We start from the raw sequence: 23,158 nt of genomic DNA on the forward strand, positions 1-23,158 counted from the left end.
GATGCCTCAGCTGCAGCGGCCGAACCCCTTGCCGCGCACCGCGCGGCCCGGCGTCGCGCCGCTGTGCCGTCCGTCCTTGAGGACGGCAATGCCATTCACATAGACGTCGCGCATGCCGACCGCATAGCGATGCGGCTGTTCGAAGGTCGCGCGATCGGCGACCGCCGCCGGATCGAAGACAACGACATCGGCGTAATAGCCGGGCTTCAGCGCTCCGCGTTCGGCGATGCCGAGATTGGTCGCGGGCAATGTCGTCAAACGGCGCACCGCTTCCTCGAGCGTGATCAGCTTCTCGTCGCGCACATAGCGGCCGAGGAGACGCGCGAAATTGCCGTAGGTACGCGGATGCGCACCCGATTTCAGGAATACGCCCTCGGTCGATTGCGACGCCGCGTCGGACCCGAAGCTCATCCACGGCAGTTGCACCTGCTTCCGGACATTGTCTTCCGACATCAGGAAATAGACGGTGCCGACGCGCGACCCGTCCTCGATCACGAGGTCCATCGCCGTTTCTTCGGGCGATTTGCCGCGCATCGCCGCGACCTCGGCGAGCGTCTTGCCGGTGAGCGGCTTCAGCGCCTCATTCTTGAACCCCGTCAGGATCATCTTGTCGGCGCCGGCGCCGAAATAGAGATTCTCCCAGTCGCTGCCCGGCTTCTGCATCTCCGCGGCAACGCGCGCGCGCGTCGCGGGATCCTTCAGCCGTTCGATCCATGCTTCGAGGCCGCCTGCCTGCACCCAGGTCGGCATCGCCGCGTCGAGCCCGGTCGCCCCGGCGGTGTAGGTGTACATGTCGGTGGTGATGCGCAGCCCCGCGGCGCGCGCCGCCTCGATCTTCTTCACGACCGCGTCAAGCTTGCCCCAGTTCGAGCGGCCCGCCATCTTGAGATGATAGATTTCGGCGGGCGCACCCGATCGGCGCGCGATCTCGATCAGTTCATCGACGGCTTGCTCCAGCCGGTCGCCCTCCGACCGCATGTGGCTGATGTACATGCCGCCGCACTTGCCCGCCTCGGTCATCAGTGCCGCAAGTTCGTCGGTCTCGGCATAGGAACCGGGCGCATAGATGAGCGAGCTGCCGACGCCGAGTGCGCCCTCGTTCATCGCCTGCCGGACGAGCGCCTTCATGCGCGCGAGCTGTTCGGGATTCGGGTCGACGTCATCCTCGCCGAGTTCGTGGACGCGCACTGTCGCCGCGCCGACGAAGCTCGCGATATTCGTCGAGATGCCTCGCTTTTCGAGCCAGCCGAGATAGTCGCCAAGGCTCGTCCATTCGATCTTGTAGCGGATATCGCCCTGCCGCTCGGTCTCCTGACGTTTCATCGTCGCGTTGTACGGGCCCATCGACGAGCCTTCGCCCATCACCTCCAGCGTCACCCCCTGCCGGATATCGCTTTCGCTGCGCGGATCGGCGATCAGCGATTCGGTCGCCCAGCTCAGCATGTTGATGAAGCCCGGGGCCACCGCCATGCCGCGCGCCTGCACCTCGCGCTTCGCCGTGCCGTCGACTGTGCCGACCGCGACGATGCGGTCGCCCTTGATCGCGACGTCGCCTGTGACGGGCGGGGCGCCCGATCCATCGTAGATCGTGCCGCCGCGGATGATCAGGTCATAGGCGGGGCTCGCACCCTCTGCGGCCGCGGGCGCCGCCGCCGGTATCGCGCCGCTCAGCAGCATCAGCGAAAGGACGAAGGGCCGTGGCAGCGTCATCTTTTTCTCCGTGGATGAGCGGTGAGCGTCGTCAAATCGTCCATCAATCCTTCGGCAGCGCCTGCTGAATTGCGCGGTATCGCGCGGCCGATTTCTCCATATGGCGTCGCGCCGCGCGGCGGGCGGCGGCGGGGTCCTGCGCTTCGATCGCGGCATAGATCGCGCGGTGGTCGTTATTGATCGTGCGCGCATAATGCTGGTGCCGCTCGGGGTCGCTGCCCTGCAGGTACAGCTTGCGCGAGGGGACGAGACGGACGCCGAGAAACTGGGTGAAGCGCAGGAAATAGTCATTGCCCGTCGCCCCGGCGATCGCGGCGTGGAAGGCGGTATCCGCGGCGACCGACGCGTCGACGTCGGTGCTCGCCTCCATCGCCTCGAGCGCACCGCGCAGCGCGGCGAGGTCGGCGTCGGTGCGGCGCCGCGCCGCGAGGTCCGCCATTTCGGCCTCGAACCCCATGCGCATTTCGAGCAGGCGCAGGACATCCTCGATCTCGCCGACCTCGTCCGCGGCGATCTGGAAGGCGCGATATTGCGCGCCGTCGGGGACATAGGCGCCCGAGCCGCGCCGCGACACCAGCAGGCCGCGCGCCGCGAGGCGCGAATAGGCTTCGCGCACGACGGTGCGGCTGACGCCGAACGCCTCGGTGATCGCCTTCTCGGTCGGAAAGCGCGCGCCGGGGGGCATGTCGCCCTTTTCTATCTGTTGTTCAAAGCGCTGGACCAGATCGTCGGCCAGCGACGCTGCCTTGGTCGCCATGGCGGGCAGGGTTATCAAAGCGCCGCGACTCTGGCTAGGGCCGGAAAGCCGGACCTTGTGCCGCGACATAGCTTTCCCATGCCTCGCGCGTCGCGAAATCGCCGCGGCGGTCCCACGCCGCGCCGCTATAATAGACGAACGGCTTGCCCGGCGTGACGCGGATCAGGACCAGATAATTGTCGGCGTCCTCGGCGAAGCCGATGAACGCGGCGGGATCGACGATCACCGCGGCGGCCATGCGGCCCTTGGCGCCATCGGGCGGACCCCACCAGCTCATTCGCGCGTTTGCCGCGTCTTTGCTGATCTCGCCGAGCGCGCCGCCGTTTATCGGGCGCTTTGAGAGGCCGATCCCGACGATCAGCTCGGCGTCGCTGCTCGACGTCAGCGTCGAGGTCAGCCGCGTAAAATTGGTTCCCGCGGGCAGGGTGAAGCGCCGCGTCTCGCGCACCGTGCGTAGCGTATCGACCGGCCAGGGATCATAGTCGACCGTGAAGTCCGCGACCTCGGGTCCGGCGGTCAGGATATGCGGGCGGACATAGTTGCGCGAGGTCCAGAGCTTGTTGTCGTACCAGATGCCGAGCCCGCCCGTGCCGCGCCCGGTGCCGACATTATAGAAATCGAGCCCCTCGCCATGGTCGGCGTGCTGGTCACCGGTGCGGAGCTGGCGATCCATATAGGGCCAGCGGACGCGTTTGCCCCATGCGTCGATTCCCGACGAGGAGGGCGGTTCGGCAGTTTCGAGCGCGCGCGAATAGATACGGTGCGCGATGCGGTCATTCTCCCAGAGCAGGTCGCCGTAACGATAATCGGCGATCACGACCGCGGCCCGCGCCCGCTGCTCGTCCGGCGTGGCCGGACGCAGCGGCGCATGATCCTGCGCGAGTGCGGGCGCCGAGATCAACAGGGCGGCGAGGAGCACCCGGCGCATCACCAGCTCCACATCGTCCCGTCCTCGAGCCGGTTCACCGGCAGATAGGCGCGGGCATAAGGATGGTCGGCGGCCAGCGCCTCGTCGATGTCGACGCCGAGTCCGGGGGCGTCGCCGGGATGGAGCATCCCGTCCGCGAAGCGATAGGCGTGCGGGAAGACTGCGTCGGTCTCGGGGGTGTGGCGCATATATTCCTGAATGCCGAAATTGGGGATCGCGAGCCCGAGGTGCAGCGCCGCCGCCATCGTGACGGGCGACAGGTCGGTCGCGCCGTGACAGCCGGTGCGGATCTGGTGCAGGTCGGCGAGCGAGGCGATCTGGCGCATATGCGTGATGCCGCCCGCGTGGAGCACGGTCGCGCGGATATAGTCGATCAGCCGGTTCTCGATCAGCGCCTTGCAGTCCCAGACCGAGCTGAAGATTTCGCCGACGGCGAGCGGTGTCGTCGTGTGCTGGCGGATCAGGCGGAACGCCTCCTGATCCTCGGCGGGAGTCGCGTCTTCGATCCAGAAAGGCCGATATGGCTCCAGATCCTTGCCCAGCCGCGCCGCCTCGATCGGGGTCAGGCGGTGGTGGACGTCGTGGAGCAGGTGGACATCCCAGCCGAGCGCCTCGCGCGCCGCCGCGAACAGTTCGGGGACGATGCGCAGATATTTGGCCGTCGACCAGATATTCTCGGTCGGCAGATCGGCGTCGGCGGGCTCGTAGAAATATTTGTCGCCGCTGACGCCATAGGTCGACGCCATGCCGGGCACCCCGCATTGCAGCCGGATCGCCCTGTACCCCTGGCGCTGATAATCGAGCGCGGCCGCGATCGTGTCCTCGATCGTCGCGCCGTTGGCATGGCCATAGACCATGCATCCCTCGCGCGAGGCGCCGCCGAGAAGCTGATAGACGGGCAGCCCCGCGACCTTGCCCTTGATATCCCACAGCGCCATGTCGACCGCGGCGATCGACGCCATCGTCACCGGGCCGCGCCGCCAATAGGCACCCTTGTAGAGATATTGCCAAATATCCTCGATCCGGTGCGCGTCGCGGCCGATCAGACAGGGCACGACATGGTCGGCGAGATAGCTTGCGACCGCAAGCTCGCGGCCGTTCAGGGTCGCGTCACCGACGCCGGTCGTACCGTCATCGCATTCGATCTTCAGCGTCACGAAATTGCGTCCCGGGCTCGTCACGATCACCCGGGCGGACACGATCTTGGGCATGGCCTCTCCATTCGTCTATAGTTGTATGACAACCTTATTGACATGCTCGACGTAAAAGGAAAGAGAGAAGTCGCCGGCGGTAAGGACTGGCGAGCGAGCCTCGCGGGAGAGAGCGGTGCCGATGAACTTCTTCGCGCCCCTGATGCTGGTCGCTGCGCCCGCAGCGGTCGCCGACGCCGAACCGGCGATGCCGACTGCGGCGGCGATCCTCGCCGAGACGCGGCGGGTTGCCGACTGGCAGCTGACCAACCGCACCAACTGGGGGGCGATGCCGGCGGCGCGGCCAAGCGTTCGCAACCCGCGCGACTGGCAGCAGGCGACCTTCTGGGTCGCGCTGACCGCGCTTGCCGACCGCGATCCGCGCTATGGCAAGCCGTTGATCGAGCTGGGTCGCGAGCTTGGCTGGAAGCTCGGTGACAAGCCCTATCATGCCGATGACCAACTCATCGCGCGCGCCTGGATTTGGGCGGCGAAGAATGGCGAGGGGGGAAAGGCGCTGGCGCCTGCGCGCGCCTATTACGACCATGTGCTCGCGAACCGGCCGACGACCGACCTCGTTTTTGTTTCCAATGCCTCGGGGCAGGGCGATCCCTCCTGCACCGATCGCTGGTGCTGGTGCGATGCGCTGTTCATGGCGCCCGAGACGCTGCTGAAGCTCGCGAAGGCGACCGGCGACAAGCGCTACGCCGATTTCGCCCACGCCGAGTTCAAGTCGACGACCGACTATCTCCACGATCCGGCAGAGCGGCTCTATTTCCGCGACAGCCGCTTCTTCGACCAGCGCGACGCGCAGGGGCGCAAGCTGTTCTGGAGCCGCGGCAACGGCTGGGTGATGGCGGGGCTGGTCGGTATTCTCAAGACGCTCGACAAGGACGATCCGAAGCGCGGCTATTATGAACGGCTGTTCCGCGACATGGCGGCACGGCTCGTCACGCTGCAAAAGGCCGACGGCTATTGGCCCGCGTCGCTGCTCGACCAGGGTCCGGCGACGCCTCCCGAAACAAGCGGCACCGCTTTCTACACCTATGCCTTCGCATGGGGGATCGAGGCCGGGCTGCTCGACCGCACGAGATATGAACCGGCGGCGGTGCGCGGGTGGCACGCGCTGACGCGTGCGGTGCAGCCCGACGGGATGCTCGGCTGGGTGCAACAGGTGGGCGACAGGCCCGACAGCGTATCGGCGCGCGAGACGCAATTCTACGGCGCCGGGGCCTTTCTGCTCGCGGGGACGGCGATGGCCGACCTTGCGGAGACGCGCCGGCTGAAAACGAAATGAAGCTTCTTGTCCCCGTCTCGCTCGCGTTGCTGTCGCTGGCTTCGCCCGCCGTTTCTGCTCCATCGGATCACCCGGTCTGCGAAGGCAGCGAGGGCTATGCCGCCAGTTTTGGGGGACGGCGAACCTTCGCTCTGACGCCCACCGACCTTGAGGCGATCAAGGCGAAACGGACGAACGACCCGGTCGTCGCCGCGGCCTATCGCGACCTGATCGCGCGGGCCGACCATGCGCTGGCTGCCAGGCCCGCATCGGTGATGGACAAGCAGGCCGATCCGCCATCGGGCGACCGCCACGATTATGTCAGCCTCGCGCGTTATTGGTGGCCCGACCCCGCCAATCCCGCAGGCCCCTACGTCCGCCGCGACGGCGACACCAATCCCGAGATCGAGACGAACCGCTTCGATCGTATCGCGCTCGCCCGCATGGCACGCGAGGCGGAGACGTTGGCGCTCGCCTATTATTACAGCGGCGACACCCGCTATGCCGATGGCGCGGCGCGGGCGATCCGGACCTGGTTCCTCGATCCGGCGACCGCGATGAACCCGAACATGGATTTCGCGCAGGCGGTGCCGGGGGTCGCGAACGGCCGCGCCGAGGGCGTGCTCGACGGTGCAGGGTTCATCGGGGTGATCGACGCGGCGGGGCTGATCGCACCTGCGGGATCGCTCTCGCCCGCCGAAAACGCCGCGCTCGAAAACTGGTTCGCGCGCTATGTCGACTGGATGCAAAACAGCGCGAACGGGAGGGCGGAAGCGGCCGCGAGGAATAATCACGGCCTTTGGTACGACGCCCAGCTTGCGCGCTTTGCGCTGTTTGCGCGGCGCCCCGATATTGCGCGCGACATTGCGCTGCATTTTACCGAGGGGCGCATCGATAGGCAGGTCGATGGATCGGGCGCGATGCCCGCCGAGCTGACGCGCACCCGCAGCTTCCATTATTCGCTCTATGCGCTCGACGCCGCCTATACGGTCGCCGACAGCGCGGCGTGCATCGGCATCGACCTGTACGCGGAAACGGGGCCAAAGGGGCACTCGCTCCGCCAGGCGACCGATTATCTCGCGGCCTATCGCGGGCGCGCCGCGGACTGGCCGTACAAGGAAAAGGACTGGCCCGCCGACATGCTCGATGGCCTGCTGGTGCGTGCTGACCGGGCGTGGGGGCCGGGGGTCTATCCGCGGCACATTCCTGCAGATCTCGTGCTCCGTTATCGGGTGCCATGATTGCGCGGCGCACCCTGCTTCTGGCATTATTGCTGGCAGCGCCGGCGGCATGGGCGCGCAATTCGGGGGCGTTCGACATTCGCGCGATCGAGCGCAAGCGGCTGCTGCCGCAGGGGCCGGCGTTGCTGGCGATCGAACCCCGGACGATCGCCGCCATCCCCGCGCCGCGCAGCCCCGCGGGACCGCACGACTATTATTCCGAGGGCGACTATTGGTGGCCCGATCCTGATAATCCGGGCGGTGCCTATGTACGCCGCGACGGGCGTTCGAACCCTGACAAGTTTGACGGGCACCGCGACGCGCTGATCGTCTTCGGCCGTACCGTTCCCGCGCTCGCCGCTGTCTGGGATCTCGCCGGCGATCCACGCTATGCCGAGGCGGCAATGCGGCATCTTCGCGCCTGGTTCGTCGACCCGGCGACACGGATGAACCCGAACCTCGACCATGCGCAGGCGATCATCGGCGTGAACAGCGGGCGCGCGATCGGGGTGATCGATACGCTCCAGATCGTCGAGGTTGCGCGCGCTGCGGAGCTGTTCGCGCGCCGCAACGCCCCCGGCTATGCCGCGATTCGGGCCGAGGTCGAGCGGTGGTTCGTCGCCTATCTCGACTGGCTGACGACTTCGCCCTTCGGGATGCAGGAGCGCGACGAGAAGAATAATCACGGGAGCTGCTGGCTGCTCCAGGCATCGGCCTTTGCGGCCCTGCTCGGGCGCGGCGATGTGCTGGAGGCGGCGCGGTCGCATCTCAGGACCGTGATCGTCCCGACGCAGGTCGCACTCGACGGCCGCCAGCCGCTGGAACTCGCGCGGACCAAGCCCTATGCCTATTCGCTGTTCAACCTCGACGTGCTTGCCGCGAGTGCCTGGCTGCTCGGCGGTCGCGATCTCGTCGCGTGGGAAACCGGCGACGGGCGTTCGATCGCGAAGGCGATCGCCTTCATGGCGCCTTATGTCGCCGACAAGGCGCGCTGGCCCTTCGCGCGCGACATCGAATATTGCGATGGCTTCCCGGTGCGCCAGCCGAGCCTGCTGTTCGGCGGACTCGCGCTTGGCCGCCGCGACTGGACCGCATTGTGGCAACGCCTCGATCCCGATCCCCGGATTGGCGAAGTTGTCCGCAATTTCCCGGTCCGCCAACCTTTGCTCTGGTTATAAGCGTTGATGCCCGCGGCGCGGACCAAAGATGTCTGACATTTTTCTTGACATGATGTGGCGAAAGGGCGATCAATAATGACACCGGTTACCAAAATGGAACCGAGACAAGAAGGGAGAGGGTGCGTTCGGCCCGCCGCGTCGATAGCGGGCGCCCGGACATTCCCCGAAATGAGGACAAATGGCGCGCGCCGCTTCATTTGTCCGCAAAAGTAACCGGTGTCATTCGTTGCCAGCGCGGGAATACATTGTAAAAAGTGGGAGGGATTAGATGGCAAATCGGGCGAAATACGGCGTCGGAATCTGGGCGCGGCTGGCGGGCGGCGCGTCGCTCGCGGTGCTGGCGGTGACCCCGGCGCTCGCGCAGGATCAGGCGGGCGGCAATGCCGCCGATCCGCCAGGCGAAGAAATCATCGTCACGGGCATCCGCGCTTCGCTCGAACAAGCCGCCGACATCAAGCGCGATGCGCCGCAGGTGATGGATGTCATCACGGCGGAGGACGTCGGCAAGCTCCCCGATTCAAACGTTGCCGAGGCACTGCAGCGCGTCACCGGCGTCCAGATCACCCGCGTCTTCGGCGAAGGCCAGTCGGTATCGGTGCGCGGCCTGCAGCAGGTGCGCGTCGAGGTCGACGGCCGTACCCTGCTCGGCTGGTCGGCGCGCCTGTCGCCGCCCGAGAACGACCAGCTTGGCCGCTCTTCGGGGCTCGATTCGGTGCCTTCCAGCCTGTTCGGGCGCCTCGAAGTCCGCAAATCGCCGCTGGCCAGCCAGGCCGAGGGTGGGCTCGGCGGTACGGTCAATCTTGTCACGCCGAAGCCGCTGTCGTTCAAGGAGCCGACGATTTCGGTGCGCGCGCAGGGCGTCTATTCCGAAAACACCGACAAGTTCGAACCCGCGATCACCGGCTTTGCGACGACCAAGTTCGCCGACGGCCGCATCGGCGTCATGATCGCCGGCGAATATCAGAAGCGCACCTCGACGACCCAGACGTTCGAGCGCAACAATTTCCTCAACCGCAACTATACCGGAACGGGCGGGGGGGCGATCCCGACCCCGGTGCTGCTGCAATATGAACAGTTCGTCGTCGATCGTTCGCGGCTCGGCCTCAACGGCGCGATCCAGTTCGAGGTGACCCCCGAATTCACGATCACCGCCGACGCGCTCTATTCGAAGCTCAAGACTGGACGGCACCAGGATTTCTTTGCCTTTCGCCTGCCGACGGGCAGCAACCCCGTCACCAATCGCGTCGTCGAGGACGGCATGGTCGTCGCGGGTAACGCCAACGGCACGGTGACGACCGCGGGGCAGATCCGCAACGAGCCGACCGAGAGCTTCCTCTATGGGCTCAACGGCAAGTACGAGAATGACGGACTGACGGTCGAGGCCGACGGCTATTACAGCAAGGGCACGATCGACCAGACGATCCAGATCATCACGCTGCAGGCGACCGCCGCAGTTCCGGGAGCGTTCGATTTCCGGGACCAGACGGTCCCGTCGCTGACGCTGGGCGGTACCTTCAATCCGACCAACTATGCCTCCTACAATCCCGCGAACAATGGCGTGCGCAGCAACCGGCTGATCGGTCTGCTCGAGGAATGGACCGGCAAGCTCGACGTCAGCTATGAGGCCGACAGCGGCGTCACCATTTCGGCGGGCGTGCGCTATACCGACCTTCATGCGCGGTCGAACGCATTCCGCAGCCAGGTCACCCCGACCCGGACCGAGATCGAGCCCTATCTGAAGCTCATTAATGCTGGCGATATCCTGGCTGATATCCCGGGCAGCTTCCCGCGCAGCTTCCTCAGCACCGCGCCGACCTTCGATTATGTCTTCAACCGCGCGCAGGCGGCCGAGCCCAACCCCGATCCGAATGGCCGTTCGACGCTGCTTCCCAATCTGCAGCGCGACTATGATCTCAGCGAAAAGACAATCGCGGGCTATCTGATGGTGTCGGGCGAGGGCGAGATCCTCGGTGTGCCGTACAAGGCGAATGGCGGCGTGCGCATCGCGGCGACGCGCCTGTCGGTTGACAGCTATGTCAACGTCGGGGCGGTCAGCACGCTCCGCAACGACAAGAACCGCTACACCACCGTGCTGCCGAGCGCGAACATCGCGTTCAACGTCACCGACAATTTCCTCGTCCGCGTGTCGGGGTCGCAGACGATGCAGCGCGCGTCGATCGCCGACCTCGCGCCATCGACCTTCTTCAACGCGACGAACCTGTCGGTTACCGGAGGCAATGTGAACCTGAAGCCGCCGATCTCGACGCAGGCCGACGTCAGCTTTGAATATTATACGGGCAAAAGTTCGCTGATCTCGGGCGCTGTCTTCTATAAGGACGTCAAGGATTTCATCGCCAGTTTCGTGACCTCGGGGGTCGACACCAACCTCGATCCGCAGGGCCGGGTGCTCGTATTCTCGCGTCCGGAGAATCTGGCGAGCGCGAAGATCAAGGGCTTTGAAATCGGCATCCAGCAGTTCGCCGATTTCCTGCCGTCGCCGCTCGACGGCCTCGGCATCATCGCGAACTATACCTATTCGGACTCGGAGGACCAGTCCGGCTTCCCGCTCGTAGCGGTGTCGAAGAACAGCTACAACCTCGTCGGCTTGTACGAGAAGGGGCCGTTCTCGGCTCGCTTGGCGTACAACTATCGCGACGAGGCGGTGTTCGAATTCTCCGAAGGGCGGCCGAGCTTCATCGGCTCGCGCTCGCAGCTCGACGCGCAGGTCGGTTTCGACATCACCAGGAATTTCGCCCTGTCGCTGCAGGCGCAGAATCTGATGCCGAAGAAATCGGCGACGAAGGAATATAGTGTGAACGAAGTCGCCCTGAACAGCTACGCCCTGTCGGAGCGGCGCTTCTCGGTCGGGCTCCGCGCCAAATTCTGATTCCTTGAGAACGGCGCGGCGCCCGTCCACAAGGGCCGCGCTGTCCACGGACGATATGGGAATGAATTGTATGCGATTGCCTGGCCGGGCCGGACGCCCTCTCCGTCTCGCCCTGTTCCTGTCGGTTGCGGCAGCTTGCGGGACGATGGCCCAGGCTCGGCCGGGCGATCTGCCAAGGATAGTCTCCGACCGCGCGACGATGGCCGCGAACCCGCTGCCCGATTTCTCCTATGCGGGTTATGGTTTCGGGACGCAGCCGATCCCCGGGGATGACGGCACGGTCGTTGACGTGACCAGCTTCGGCGCGATCCCTGACGACGGGCTCGACGACACGAAGGCGGTGCTGCGCGCGCTGGCCGCCGCGAATGCCGTCAAGGGCAAGGTGACGCTGCGCTTTCCCAGGGGACGCACGCAGATCACCGAGGTGCTGCGCATCACCCGCAGCGACATCACGCTCGACGGCGCCGGCGCGGGGGCAGGGGGCAGCGAGCTCTGGTTCCCGCGGCCGCTGAAGCTGATCGACAAGAGCCATGATTATGACGAGCTGCGCGAATATCTCGTCCGCGAGAAGAAGCAGCAGGTCGAGCCCGAACATAATATCGACTATCTCTTCACCGAATATAGCTGGGCGGGCGGGATGATCTTCGTCGCGCCCGAAGGAAGCCGGCCGGTTCCCTATGACGCGGCGAAGGATGTCCGCGACCCGGTGCTTGCGAACGGCGTGGCCGGCACGCAGTTCGCCCGCACCCTGACCGTCGACACCGCGTCGAAGCTGCGCGTCGGCGATGTCGTCCAGCTCCAGTGGTTTTCGGTCGACGGGCCGAAGAGCGCGATCCTGAAATCCCTCTATGGCAACACCGACCTGCCGATCGGATCGCACCACTGGACCTCGCCCGACCGGCCGGTCGTAGTGCAGGCGACCCGCGTGACGGCGGTCAGAGGCAGGACGGTGACGCTGGGCGATCCGCTGCTCCACGACGTGCGCGCCGACCAGCCCGCGGTGCTTGCCGAGTGGCGGCACCTCACGAACGTCGGCATCCAGAATCTGCGCTTCCAGTTTCCCGACGCGCCTGCCTTCGGACATCATCTCGAGCAGGGTTATAACGGCATCTACATGACCGGCGTGTTCGACGGTTGGGTTCGCAACCTTGTTATCGACCAGTCCGACAGCGGCATCCTGACCGACAATGCCGCGAGCCTGACGATTGCGAATGTCACGACGACGGGCGCGCGGCGCGCGCATTACTCGGTGCATGTCGGCGCGGTGCATAATGTCCTGGTCAAGGATCTGAAGGTCGAAAATCCGGTCATCCATCCGCTCAGTGTCAACACGCGCTCGACGCGCTCGGTCTTCCTGCGCGCCGACGTCGCGGCCGGGGCGGTGCTCGACCAGCATAGCGGCTCCAACCACCAGAATCTCTTCGATCAGATCACGCTTCATATCGACCCCGAGCAGGGGAAGGACGGCTGGGTCTATCGGTTGTGGGTCGGTGGCGGCGCGCCCTATTGGAAGCCGGGGCACGGGCTCTACAACACGCTGTGGAACGCGCGGCTGGTGATTCCGGAAAGTGTGCCGGCCGACGCGACGGTCGCGATCACCAGCGGGATCGAGGGGCCGGGCGAACGGATCGTCGGGCTTCACGCCAACCGCCGGATCAGCGTCCACTATGATCCGGCACCCTATATCGAGGGCACGGGAGAGGCCGTGGCAGGCGCGCCGTCGCTCTACGATTATCAGCTCGCGCGGCGCCGGAAATAGGAAGCGGCGCTCGCTTCCGTAACGTAAACTGTTGCTATTCGGCCACGAATCCACGAAATTTTGCCAATTTTCGCCTGCGCGCGTTGACGCGCCGGTTGCGGTCGCTACAGCGACACGTTGCTGCCGGGCATCTCCCACTTAGGCCTTTGGGCTGCGTCCGGCGGTTTGGAGAGAGAGAGACATCATGACTTTGCGCAACATCCTGTTGGGCGCCACCATGCTGTGCGCCGCGACCACCCCTGCTTACGCCTTTGCCCAGGACGCCGACGCGTCTGCCGACACCGCGACCACCAATGACGAGGCCGAATATGGTAACGAGATCATCGTTACCGCCACCGGCCGTTCGCAGATCGCACAGGATGTGCCGATTGCCCTGAGCGTCGTTGGCGGCGAGCAGCTTGCGAACGCCGGCATCTCGGACATTCGCGGTCTCCGTCAGGTGGCGCCGAGCCTTCAGGTAACGACGGGTCAATCGTCGGCGACCGGCGTCGTGCTGCGCATCCGCGGTATCGGTACCGCTGGCGACAACCCCGGGTTCGAGCCTGCCGTGGGCGTGTTCATCGATGGCGTGCTGCGCGCGCGTGCCGGCGTCGCGCTGGCCGACTTGCCCCCGATCGATCGCGTCGAAGTGCTGCGCGGTCCGCAGGGCACATTGTTCGGCCGCAACACTTCGGCCGGTGCGCTCAACATCATTACCCAGAAGCCCTCGTTCGACCTCGGTGGCTATGCCGAGCTCAGCTATGGCAATTATGACGAGATCGAAGCCAAGGCGGGCATCACCGGCGGTCTTTCCGAGGCGGTCGCGCTCCGGCTCGACGGTGGCTATCACAAGCGCGACGGCTATATCAAAGACGCCAATTCGGATCGTCGCTTCAACGATGTCGATCGCTGGTTCGTTCGCGGTCAGGCGCTGTTCGAGAAAGATGACATCAGCCTTCGCGTCATCGGCGACTATGCCAAGACCGACGAACAGTGCTGCGGCGCGATCAACACCAATTCGGGCTTCCTGATCGCTCCCAACCCGGCTGACATCAACACCGTGCTCGGCTTTGCTGCAAGCAATGTCATCCAGGCCTTTTCGGCCAACCCGCTGCTCGGCGGAGCGGTCGGCCGCGTCGGCATCGTCCGGCCGTTCGACGCCAAGTCGCGCACGATGGCGACGTCGCCGAACCGCGACCTGTCCGAAAAGGTCAAGGAATGGGGCGTTTCCGGCGAGTTGAACTGGAATCTGGGCGATGTGACGCTGACCTCGATCACCGCCTACCGCGACTGGAAGGCGCTGCGTAACCAGGATATCGATTTCTCGGGTCTCGATCGCGCCTATCGCGATGGCTATCGCACCGGTCTGACCGACTTCACGCAGGAAATCCGTTTCAACGGTTCGGCGTTCGACGGTGGTCTCGACTGGCTGGTCGGCGGTTTCTACCTGAACGAAAAGACGACGCTCACCGACCGGGTGCGCTTCGGCACCCAGGCCGACCAGTTCGTCGACGGCATGTTCAACGCGCTGACCGCCGGTCAGCCGGGCCTGCCGGCGCAAGGCCTGCAGCTTTACGGCACGCTCGGGCCGCTGGTGCCGGTCTATGGCGGGGTGCCGCTGCCGCGCACGCCCGACGGTGGTGGTCAGGTTGCCGACCAGTATAGCGTCAAGACCGAAGCCTTCGCGCTCTTCACGCACAATATCGTCAACTTCACCGACCAGCTCTCGCTGACGCTCGGCCTGCGCTACAACCACGAGAACAAGGACATCAAGGCCAACCTGAACTCGGTTGTTCCGGCCTGCTCCTTCCTGCAGAGCCCTGGCGCTGCCGCCTATCGCGCCGGTCTTGGTGCGCGCTTCCCGCTGGTCTATCTCTATGCCTGCAACCCGACCGTCAATTCGGAGTTCAACGGCAACTACACCGGCGACCGCAGCGAAAGCGAGTTCACCGGCACGGCGAAGCTGTCGTTCAAGGTCACGGACGATGTCCTGCTCTATGGTGGTTACGACCGTGGCTACAAGTCGGGTGGTTACAACCTCGACCGCGGCTCGTTCGACAGCGTGCTGCTGGGCGGCAACGGTGCGCAGATCACCGATCTGGAATTCGGCAACGAAACGGCCGACGTGTTCGAGGTCGGCGTGAAGAGCAATTTCGGCCACGCCTTCCAGGTCAACGCCTCGCTGTTCCACTCGACGTTCAAGGGCTATCAGAACAACGCGTTCGAAGGGACGCGCTTCGTGGTCCGCAACTTCGACAAGGTGATCTCGCAGGGCGTCGAGCTCGACACGATCATCCGGCCGGTGAGCGACCTGACCTTCCAGTTCGGCTACACCTACCTCGACACCGAGGTGAAGGATCCGCTGGCGGGCAGCGACAATGGCAAGCCGCTGACCAATTCGCCGCGCCATGTCATTACCTCGGCAATGACCTGGACGCCGCAGCTCAGCAGCTCGGTCGGCGGTCTCGTCCACATCGATGCGCGGACGAACAGCGACTCGAATACGCTCAACTCGCCGCTCGGCGTGCCGTTCACGAAGAATGACGGCTATTCGATCGTCAACGCGCGCGTCGGTCTGAACTTCAACGACAACAAGTTCGGTATCGAGGCCTATGTCGAGAACCTGTTCAACAAATATTATAATATCACGTCGTTCCCGGTTCCCGAGCAGGGCACGAGCTTCGCGGTCTATCCCGCGCCGCCGCGCTTCTATGGTGTGAAGCTTCGCGCTTCTTTCTAAGGGACGGATAATAGAAAAGGGCGCGTCGTTCCGGCGCGCCCTTTTTGGTTTCTTGCTGCGGAAAAAGAAAGCCCGGGCTCTCAATGGAGAGGCCGGGCCTTTTTGTTTACGCTGTGCGCAGGGTCAGAATTTGACCCCGGCGCCGATGCCGTAACGGCGCGGTTCGAGCGTGAAGATGTTCGTGAACAGGCCCGACGACTGGTCGGTCAGGTACAGACCCGTCGTTGCGTTGCTGTCGAAGATATTCTGCACGAAACCACGCACATACCAGCGGTCGTCCCTGCCGTTGAGCTGGATCTGGGCATTGGCTTGCGCATATCCCTTCACCTTGTTCACCCGGCCGTTGAAGATATTGCCATAGCTGTCGCCGGTGTAGGTGAGATCCATGCGCGGGACGAGCGACATGCCGCTGTCGAAGTTGATCGTGTGCTGGACACCGGCCGAGAATTTGACGTTCGGCGCCTGCGGCAGCTTGTTGCCCTTGATGCTGATCGGCACGCCGCCGCCATAAGCGGTGATCGCGCCGCCGGTGCCCGCAGCCGCAGCAACGAGCGCGTCGCAGCTCGAGAAGGCTCCGCTGCCGGCACCGAGCCCCGAGTCCGACGGGAAGGCGGTCGGCCCGCGCAGGCCGTTGGCTGCGGTCAGCCCGCGGCTGGCGTTGATGCCGTTGTTCACCGCGGTGACGAAGGCATCGGCAGCGGCCTGGCCGCCGACATTGGCGACGATGGCGCAGTTGAACGCCTGGCCGATATCTTTGATGATCACCGAATTCGGCAGGCCGCCCGACGGATCGCGCTGGTTGATGAACAGCGTGTCGTCGGTAACCTTGGTGTTGAGGTAGCTGAAGCCGAGGTTGATCAGCCAGTCCGGGTCGGGCCGGACGATCCCTTCGACCTCGACGCCCCAGATGTCGGCGTCGACATTGTCGTTGAGCGAGGTGCGCGCGACGATGCGGCTGAGCTGCAGGCCCTTATATTTATAATAGAAGCCCGTCAGGTTCAGTTGCAGCTGGCCGCCGCCGAAGGTGTTTTTCGAACCGATCTCGAACGCGTCGACGATTTCGGCATCGAAGGTTTCGGTCACGCCGGGAATGATCACCTGCAGCGCCGGGTTGATGCCGCCCGACTTGTAGCCGCGCGAGTAGGACGCATAGAGGAGATTGTCGTCGGTGATCTTGAAGTCGACGACGGCGCGGCCGGTGAATTCGTCGAACTTGAAGGTCCGGTCGCGGAACCGCTGCGGCCCCGGCAGCCCGGTCGCGCCCGTGTCGGCGTCGAACGTCCCCGAATAGGGCGACTGGAAGATGTCGCCGGTCGTGGAGTAGGGCACCAGGAAGTTCGCCAACGTCGAGTTCGAGATGTCGCGCTTCTTGTCGTTGTTGTAGCGCAGGCCGACGGTGAATTTCAGCCGGTCGCTCGCCTCGAAATAGGCCTCGCCGAAAATCCCGTAGGAAGTCAGCTTGAACACCTCGTCATGGTTCCGGAAGTAGGGCGAGCCGAGGTAGGACGGCGGCAGGCCCCGCGACAGCGCGGTAAAGGTGCCGAACAGCGATGCGAAATAGTCGATCGAGAAGGAATTGACATAATAGTCGCCGTCGGTCGTCTTCGACTGCGAATAGATGCCGCCGAGCAGGAAGTTGAGCGGTCCGTCGAAGTCGCTGGTGATGATGGCTTCACCTGCCCAGCTCTCGTTCTTCGCGACCGAGCGGTCGAAGGACAGGGGGGTCGCCGCACAGATGGCGTCGCCGCCGAAGACGCCGAGGCCGTTCGGATTTGTGTTCGACGTGCAGACATTGCCCGCCGGTCCGTTCGGGATCAGCGCGGCCGCGATCGGCGCAAAATAGGCGTTCGTACCCGGCAGGCCGGGGATGCCGTTGGCCGCGAGGAAGGCCAGCGAGTTCAGGCCCTGTTGCAGCGGCGCGCGGCTGGCGACGTCGAGGTTGTAGTCTTGCCGCGAATCGATCCGCGTGCGCTGATAGATACCCGTGAGGCCGAGATTGATCGTCCCGAAGCTATGGTCGAGATGCGCCTGCGCCTGGATTTCGTCGGTGAAATATTCGGGGGTGAAGTCGGTGTTGACCGTCCGCACATCGGCCGGCTCGACCGATGTCGCGTTGATGTCGGCGCCGTAGAGGCTGCCGGTTCCAAGCCCGAGCGCGGGCGAAATGCCGTTGAGGCCGAACACTTCGCGCGAGCCCAGCACGCTGGGGAAGGTCGCGTTGCCGTTGACCTTGCCATATTCGCGGCGGTTGTTGAGGCAGCCGAGCACGCCGGTCGGATCGCGCTGGCAGAGCTGCTTCTGGATACGAAGGCGGTCATCCTTTTCGCGGAAATAATAGCCCATCAGGTCCAGCGTCGTGTCCGGGCCCGGCTCCCAGCGCAGCGAACCGCGGATCGCGTACATTTCGCGGCCGTCGATGTGGCTGCCGTCGAACAGGTTCTTCGTATAGCCGCCGCGCTTCAGGTAGAAGCCCGCGGCACGGACCGCCAGCGTGTCGCCCAGCGGGACGTTGACCATCCCCTTGACTTTCCACGCATCGAAATTGCCATATTCGCCGTCGACCGACGCTTGGAACTCGCCGGGCTTGGGCTTGGCGGTGACGAAGTTGACGACGCCCGAGGTCGCGTTGCGGCCGAACAGCGTGCCCTGCGGTCCGCGCAGCACCTCGATGCGCTCGAGGTCGAAATATTCCGTCTCGAACAGGCGGGTACCGAACAGCGGCGAACCATTCACATGGATAGCGGTCGCGCTGTCGCAGCTGAAGCCGACGCAAAGGTCGCCGATGCCGCGGATGGTAAAGCTCGAGCCGGTGAAATTGCCCTTGGAAAAGGTGACGTTGGGCAGGGTGAGCTGAAGGTCGGACGCATTCTCGATCTGCTGCGATTCCAGTGCCTCGGCCGAAAAAGCGCTGACCGCGATCGGCACGTCCTGCAGGCGTTCGGCCTGGCGCTGCGCCGTGACGACGATCTCGCTTCCGTACGCATTGCTGCTTTCGTTGTCCGCGTTTTGCGCATGGGCTGGTGTCGCCACCGCCATCGCAACGACCGACGAACCGATCAGTGCCTTGAACTTCATCAACATCCTCCCTTTTTCGAACCCGCGCCTGCGGGCCGCCCAAACTGAATTGTGCTAAAGGGGAGGGGCTGAGACCAGACGTGGCAAAGCGCGCCGGGCCGGAACGGCCAAGTGCCTGCGTGTATCCCGCTTGCCAGCAAGGCTGGTCATCGTCCTCTCCCACCGGCGTCGGGGAAGTACGCCGGCATCTCCTGATTACGGCCCGCTCGAGCGAACTCTGTAATGCCCCGAAGGTGCGCCGAGTTGACGAAAGCGTCAAGTCACTTGTTACGCCAAAAACCGTCGGAAATTCAGGCGAGTCCCGAAATGGAAAAAGCGCAGATTCCGCAACGTAAACTTGGCAGGGGCCGATAAATTATTGACGTACCGGGGTTGCGCATCGCGCGCTTCGCGCCGAAATGTGCGGCATTGATGCAACAGTGAAGGCAGGGTGGATGGCAAAGGTGGAACTGGGCGCGGACGGCAAGCCCGTGGTCCCGGACGAGGTGCTGGGGGCGGTGCGCACGCTGATCGAATGGGCCGGCGACGATCCGACGCGCGAGGGGCTGGTCGATACGCCGCGGCGCGTCGCGCGCGCGTGGCTCGAATATTGCCAGGGCTATGCCGAAGATCCGGCGATCCATCTGTCGCGCACCTTCGAGGAGGTCGGCGGCTATGACGAGATCGTGATGCTGCGCGACATTCCGTTCCAGTCGCATTGCGAACACCATATGGCACCGATCACCGGCAAGGCGTCGATCGCCTATCTGCCGCGCGACCGGGTCGTCGGCATTTCGAAACTCGCGCGCGTGCTCAACGGTTTCGCGCGGCGCCTGCAGGTGCAGGAGCGGCTGACCGCCGAAGTCGCCAAATGCATCTGGGACAATTTGCACCCGCACGGCGTTGCGGTGGTGATCGACGCGCAGCATGGCTGCATGACCGGGCGCGGCGTCCGCACCCCGGGCGTGGGCATGGTCACCAGCCGCCTGCTCGGCTGCTTCCTCGACGATGAGCGCAGCCGCAAGGAAGTGCTCGCGCTGATGGGATATTGAGGGGGCGCCGCTCCTATTCGCGCAAACCCCTGAGCGCCGCGCCCGCCGCGAAGGGGCCGATCACCGTCAACAGCAGGCTCGCCGCGCCGAGCAGCTTCATCGCACCGCGCCCCGAGGGGTCGAGCATCCCCGCACCGAAGATCAGCATCGGGACCGCCAGCGGCAGAACGAGCAGGCCGCCGATCGCGCTGCCACCCTTGAGGTTGGCGGTCAGCGCCGCGCTCAGCACCGCGAGCGAGGCAAGCGCCGGGATCGCAAGGGCAAGGCCCGTTGCGAGCGTGTGGACCCGCGTCGCATCCTGCGCCAGCAGCGCGGCGGCGGGGAGCAGCGCGACGAGTAGGGGCAGGCCGAAGCCGACGGCATGAGCCGCGATCTTGACCGCTGCGACCGCTTCGTCGGCGAAACCGCGCACCGCCAGCTGGTCGAGCACTCCTGCCTCACGATCGGGACGCACGAGGCGGTCGATCGGAAGCAGCGCGGCGAGGAGGGCCGCGACCCACATCATCCCGCCGCCGGTCCGCGCGAGCAGCGGCGCGTCGGGTCCGACCGCGAAGGGAAAGGCGGTCGCGACGAGCAAAAAGAAGACGACCGGCAGCCACAGCGCCCCGCTGCCCCACGCGCGGCGCAGGTCGCGCCAGAACAGGGCGATGAGCGCCGTCATGCGAGCGCGCCCATGTCGAGTTCGGCCAGATCGGAAATGCCGAGCGTGAAATGCGAGGCGAGCAACACCGCGCCGCCGTTGGCGCGATGCTTCGCGATCGCCGCGACCAACCGCGCCTGCGCCGCATCGTCCATGCCGTTGGCGGGTTCGTCGAGCAGCCAGATCGGCGCGCTGCTGGCGATGACGCGCGCCATCGCGGCGCGTTTGCGCTGGCCGGTCGAGAGCATCGAGACCGGCACTTCGGCGAGCGAAGCCAGCGCCATGTCGTCCATCGCGCTAGTGACGGCAGGACCGTCGACGGTATCGACCCGCGCCCAGAAATCGAGCGCCTTGCGCAGCGGCAGCTCGGGGTCGAGCGCCGCGGCCTCGTCGATCAGCGCGATGCGCTCGCGGCGCGTTACCGTGCCGGCCGCGGGCCGCAGCAGCCCCGCGGCGAGCCGGATCAGGCTCGACTTGCCGGCTCCATTCGGTCCGCGCAGCCACAGCGCTTCGCCACGGCCCAGCGCCAGCGACAGCCCCTCGAACAACAGCCGGTCGCCGCGGATGCATGCCACGCCGTCGAGCCGCAAAAGCTCGGTCACGCCATGTCTTCCAGCGCGTGCATGTCGTCGTCGGAAAAGCCGAAATGATGGCCGATCTCGTGGATCAGCACATGGCGCACCAGCCAGTCGAGGCGCTCGCCGCCCTCGATCCATTCGACGAGAATGGGGATGCGGTAGAGCGTCACCCGGTCGGGCATCCCGCCGCTCTGGTCGATGCTGCGCTCGGTGAGCGGGCGCCCTTCGTACAGGCCGGTGAGGTCATAGGGATGCTCGATATCGAGCGAAGCAAGCGTTTCGTCGTCGGCGAATTCCGCAATCTCGATCACGACGTCCCGGATGTGCGGCTTGAAGACGGCGGGCATGGTCTCGAGCGCCACCTCGGCCATCGCGAAGATCGCATCGGCATCGGGGGCGGTTCCCGTCCAGCCGGGCGGAAGTCGGGTCGTGGCACTCTTGTCGCTCATCGCGCCCTTCCTTATGGCGGCGGCTCGGCCTTTACCAGCGGGAGAAAATGCGATGGTCCGGAAACTCGACGATGCGGAGCGCGCGGCGCTGTTCGCGCGCTTTCCCGAATGGACCCACGAGCCGGTGCGCGACGGCATCACCCGCCGGTTCAGGTTCGACGATTTCGCGCAGGCGTTCGGCTTTATGGCGAGCGTCGCGATCATTGCAGAGAAAATGGACCATCATCCCGAATGGTCGAACGTCTATAATCGGGTCGACATATTGCTGACGACGCATGACGCAGAAGGACTGTCGGAACGCGACGTCGCGCTCGCCGAAGCGATCGAGGCTTTGCTTTAGGTAGGGGGCGGGGTTCGGCCCAGCCCGGTTCTGCCGGCAAAGAAAAAGGCCCCGGAACCTTGTCCCGGGGCCTTTCCTGTCTCTTGCGAGAGGAGAGGGAGCTTAGGCTTCCTCGCCTTCGTCCGCGGCGGGCGCTTCGGCAGCCAGCTCCGACGGGGGCGTGGCGTCCTCGAACTCGTCTTCGCTGTCGGGCTCGAGGGCCGAGGCAACCGCTTCGGCCTGTTCTTCCTCGAACATGGCGGCGATCACGTCGATGCCCTGCTTCTGCATTTCGGCTTCGTCCGGCGAGCGCGCGACGTTGACCTGAACGGTCACGACGACTTCGGGGTGCAGCTTCACCTTGACGTCGAACAGGCCGAGCGACTTGATCGGGCGTTCGAGCTCGACCATCGCCTTGGTGATGTTCGCGGCGCCGTCCTCGACCAGCGCGTCGACGATGTCACGCACCGAGACCGAACCATAAAGCTGGCCGGTGTTCGACGCCTGACGGATCAGGACGACCTGCTTGCCGTCGACATCCTTGGCATGGCCTTCGGCGGCGGTACGGCGTTCGGCGTTGTCGGCCTCGATCTTCGAGCGGTTGGCTTCGAACAGCTTGCGGTTGGCTTCGTTCGCGCGCAGCGCCTTGTTGTTGGGCAACAGGAAGTTGCGGGCAAAGCCGTTCTTGACGGTGACGACATCGCCGATACCGCCCAGTTTCTCGATACGTTCGAGCAGGATGATTTCCATCGGTCCGCGCTCCTTACTTTACAATGTAGGGGAGCAGGCCGATGTGGCGGGCGCGCTTGATCGCCTTCGCCAGCTCGCGCTGCTTCTTGGTGGACACCGCGGTGATCCGCGACGGGACGATCTTGCCGCGCTCCGACAGGTAACCCTGGAGCAGGCGGACGTCCTTGAAATCGATGACCGGTGCGTCCTTCGCGCTGAAGGGGCAGGTCTTGCGGCGGCGGAAAAAGGGTCGTGCCATTGTCGTTATCCTTATTCTTCGCCGTCGCGGTCACGGCCACGGCCGCCGCGGCGTTCCTGCTTGCGCATCATCACCGACGGACCCTTTTCGAGTTCGTCGACCTTGATGGTGAGCCAGCGGATGATATCTTCGTTGATCGACGCCTGACGCTCGATCTCGGCGATGGCTTCGCCCGACACTTCGGCCGACACCATCACATAATGGCCCTTGCGGTTCTTCGCGATCTTGTACGCGAGCTGCTTGAGGCCCCAGGTTTCGGTCTTGTGGACCTGCCCCTTATATTCGGTCACGATGCCCGCGACACCTTCGGCGAGCGCATCGACCTGAGCCTGGCTCAGGTCCTGACGCGCGATAAAGACATGCTCGTAAAACGGCATGGTTTGCGTCCTTCGATTTGGCCGATCGCTGATTCCGCGCCAATCGCGAAACCCCTCCGGCTGTCGTCCGGCTTTGC

The 23,158-nt window shown here is 65.0% G+C and carries 19 protein-coding genes; 8 read left to right on the forward strand and 11 right to left on the reverse strand.

Annotated features, from left to right (window positions below):
* Window positions 1-6: 6 nt before the first annotated feature.
* Genes ATE64_RS01565 through manD form a run of 4 tightly spaced genes read right to left on the reverse strand, consistent with a single transcriptional unit; the run spans window position 7 to window position 4,606 of the window.
* Window positions 7-1,710, reverse strand: a complete 1,704-nt coding sequence (locus tag ATE64_RS01565) for a D-aminoacylase (RefSeq protein ID WP_058454660.1) — start codon at window positions 1,708-1,710, stop codon at window positions 7-9.
* A gap of 43 nt (window positions 1,711-1,753) precedes the next feature.
* A complete protein-coding gene (locus ATE64_RS01570; protein WP_058454659.1) occupies window positions 1,754-2,467 on the reverse strand; it encodes a FadR/GntR family transcriptional regulator in 714 nt (237 codons plus the stop codon).
* Between the two features lie 34 nt (window positions 2,468-2,501).
* Window positions 2,502-3,395, reverse strand: coding sequence for a DUF4861 family protein (locus tag ATE64_RS01575; protein ID WP_058454711.1), 894 nt, complete (start codon window positions 3,393-3,395; stop codon window positions 2,502-2,504).
* Window positions 3,395-4,606 carry a D-mannonate dehydratase ManD gene (gene manD, locus ATE64_RS01580; protein WP_058454658.1) on the reverse strand — a complete coding sequence of 404 codons (1,212 nt, stop codon included), beginning with the start codon at window positions 4,604-4,606 and terminating at the stop codon, window positions 3,395-3,397. Before manD ends, ATE64_RS01575 begins: the two co-directional genes overlap by 1 nt.
* Before the next feature lie 121 nt (window positions 4,607-4,727).
* Between manD and ATE64_RS01585 the strand changes: the two genes are divergently transcribed.
* The 6 genes from ATE64_RS01585 (at window position 4,728) to ATE64_RS01610 (ending at window position 15,624) form a co-directional block, all read left to right on the forward strand.
* Complete coding sequence (locus ATE64_RS01585; protein ID WP_058454657.1) at window positions 4,728-5,882, forward strand: glycoside hydrolase family 88 protein; 1,155 nt, start codon at window positions 4,728-4,730, stop codon at window positions 5,880-5,882.
* Window positions 5,879-7,102, forward strand: coding sequence for an alginate lyase family protein (locus tag ATE64_RS01590; protein ID WP_058454656.1), 1,224 nt, complete (start codon window positions 5,879-5,881; stop codon window positions 7,100-7,102). Before ATE64_RS01585 ends, ATE64_RS01590 begins: the two co-directional genes overlap by 4 nt.
* Window positions 7,099-8,259: an alginate lyase family protein gene (locus ATE64_RS01595; protein ID WP_058454655.1), complete on the forward strand. Its 1,161-nt coding sequence runs from the start codon at window positions 7,099-7,101 to the stop codon at window positions 8,257-8,259. Before ATE64_RS01590 ends, ATE64_RS01595 begins: the two co-directional genes overlap by 4 nt.
* Before the next feature lie 268 nt (window positions 8,260-8,527).
* Window positions 8,528-11,146, forward strand: a complete 2,619-nt coding sequence (locus ATE64_RS01600; RefSeq protein ID WP_058454654.1) for a TonB-dependent receptor — start codon at window positions 8,528-8,530, stop codon at window positions 11,144-11,146.
* Between the two features lie 145 nt (window positions 11,147-11,291).
* Window positions 11,292-12,905 carry a hypothetical protein gene (locus tag ATE64_RS01605; protein ID WP_156416439.1) on the forward strand — a complete coding sequence of 538 codons (1,614 nt, stop codon included), beginning with the start codon at window positions 11,292-11,294 and terminating at the stop codon, window positions 12,903-12,905.
* Between the two features lie 184 nt (window positions 12,906-13,089).
* Window positions 13,090-15,624 carry a TonB-dependent receptor gene (locus ATE64_RS01610; RefSeq protein ID WP_058454652.1) on the forward strand — a complete coding sequence of 845 codons (2,535 nt, stop codon included), beginning with the start codon at window positions 13,090-13,092 and terminating at the stop codon, window positions 15,622-15,624.
* Window positions 15,625-15,747: 123 nt separating this feature from the next.
* Here the strand turns inward: ATE64_RS01610 and ATE64_RS01615 are convergent, their stop codons facing one another.
* On the reverse strand, window positions 15,748-18,699 hold the full coding sequence (locus tag ATE64_RS01615) for a TonB-dependent receptor (RefSeq protein ID WP_058454651.1): 2,952 nt from the start codon (window positions 18,697-18,699) through the stop codon (window positions 15,748-15,750).
* A 434-nt stretch (window positions 18,700-19,133) separates the two neighbouring features.
* On the opposite strand from ATE64_RS01615, the gene folE reads away from it, so the two are divergent.
* The gene (gene folE / locus ATE64_RS01620) at window positions 19,134-19,730 is read left to right on the forward strand and encodes a GTP cyclohydrolase I FolE (protein ID WP_058454650.1); all 597 of its coding nucleotides are present in this window, start codon (window positions 19,134-19,136) and stop codon (window positions 19,728-19,730) included.
* A gap of 13 nt (window positions 19,731-19,743) precedes the next feature.
* Here the strand turns inward: folE and ATE64_RS01625 are convergent, their stop codons facing one another.
* From ATE64_RS01625 to ATE64_RS01635, 3 genes are read right to left on the reverse strand one after another with little or no spacing between them, the layout of a single operon-like run.
* On the reverse strand, window positions 19,744-20,391 hold the full coding sequence (locus ATE64_RS01625; protein WP_058454649.1) for a heme exporter protein CcmB: 648 nt from the start codon (window positions 20,389-20,391) through the stop codon (window positions 19,744-19,746).
* Window positions 20,388-20,972 carry a heme ABC exporter ATP-binding protein CcmA gene (gene ccmA / locus ATE64_RS01630; protein ID WP_058454648.1) on the reverse strand — a complete coding sequence of 195 codons (585 nt, stop codon included), beginning with the start codon at window positions 20,970-20,972 and terminating at the stop codon, window positions 20,388-20,390. Before ccmA ends, ATE64_RS01625 begins: the two co-directional genes overlap by 4 nt.
* A complete protein-coding gene (locus ATE64_RS01635; protein ID WP_058454647.1) occupies window positions 20,969-21,397 on the reverse strand; it encodes a metallopeptidase family protein in 429 nt (142 codons plus the stop codon). Before ATE64_RS01635 ends, ccmA begins: the two co-directional genes overlap by 4 nt.
* A gap of 52 nt (window positions 21,398-21,449) precedes the next feature.
* Here ATE64_RS01635 and ATE64_RS01640 point away from each other — a divergent pair, with 52 nt between their 5' ends.
* A complete protein-coding gene (locus ATE64_RS01640; protein WP_058454646.1) occupies window positions 21,450-21,737 on the forward strand; it encodes a 4a-hydroxytetrahydrobiopterin dehydratase in 288 nt (95 codons plus the stop codon).
* A gap of 102 nt (window positions 21,738-21,839) precedes the next feature.
* On the opposite strand, the gene rplI is transcribed toward ATE64_RS01640, so the two are convergent.
* From rplI to rpsF, 3 genes are read right to left on the reverse strand one after another with little or no spacing between them, the layout of a single operon-like run.
* Window positions 21,840-22,466: a 50S ribosomal protein L9 gene (rplI, locus tag ATE64_RS01645; RefSeq protein ID WP_058454645.1), complete on the reverse strand. Its 627-nt coding sequence runs from the start codon at window positions 22,464-22,466 to the stop codon at window positions 21,840-21,842.
* A 13-nt stretch (window positions 22,467-22,479) separates the two neighbouring features.
* A complete protein-coding gene (gene rpsR, locus ATE64_RS01650) occupies window positions 22,480-22,704 on the reverse strand; it encodes a 30S ribosomal protein S18 (RefSeq protein ID WP_058454644.1) in 225 nt (74 codons plus the stop codon).
* A gap of 11 nt (window positions 22,705-22,715) precedes the next feature.
* Entirely contained in the window at window positions 22,716-23,081 is a 366-nt protein-coding gene (gene rpsF / locus ATE64_RS01655; protein WP_058454643.1) for a 30S ribosomal protein S6, read from the reverse strand.
* Window positions 23,082-23,158 lie beyond the last annotated feature (77 nt).

Source organism: Sphingopyxis sp. H073 (assembly GCF_001468395.1).
GTDB lineage: Bacteria > Pseudomonadota > Alphaproteobacteria > Sphingomonadales > Sphingomonadaceae > Sphingopyxis.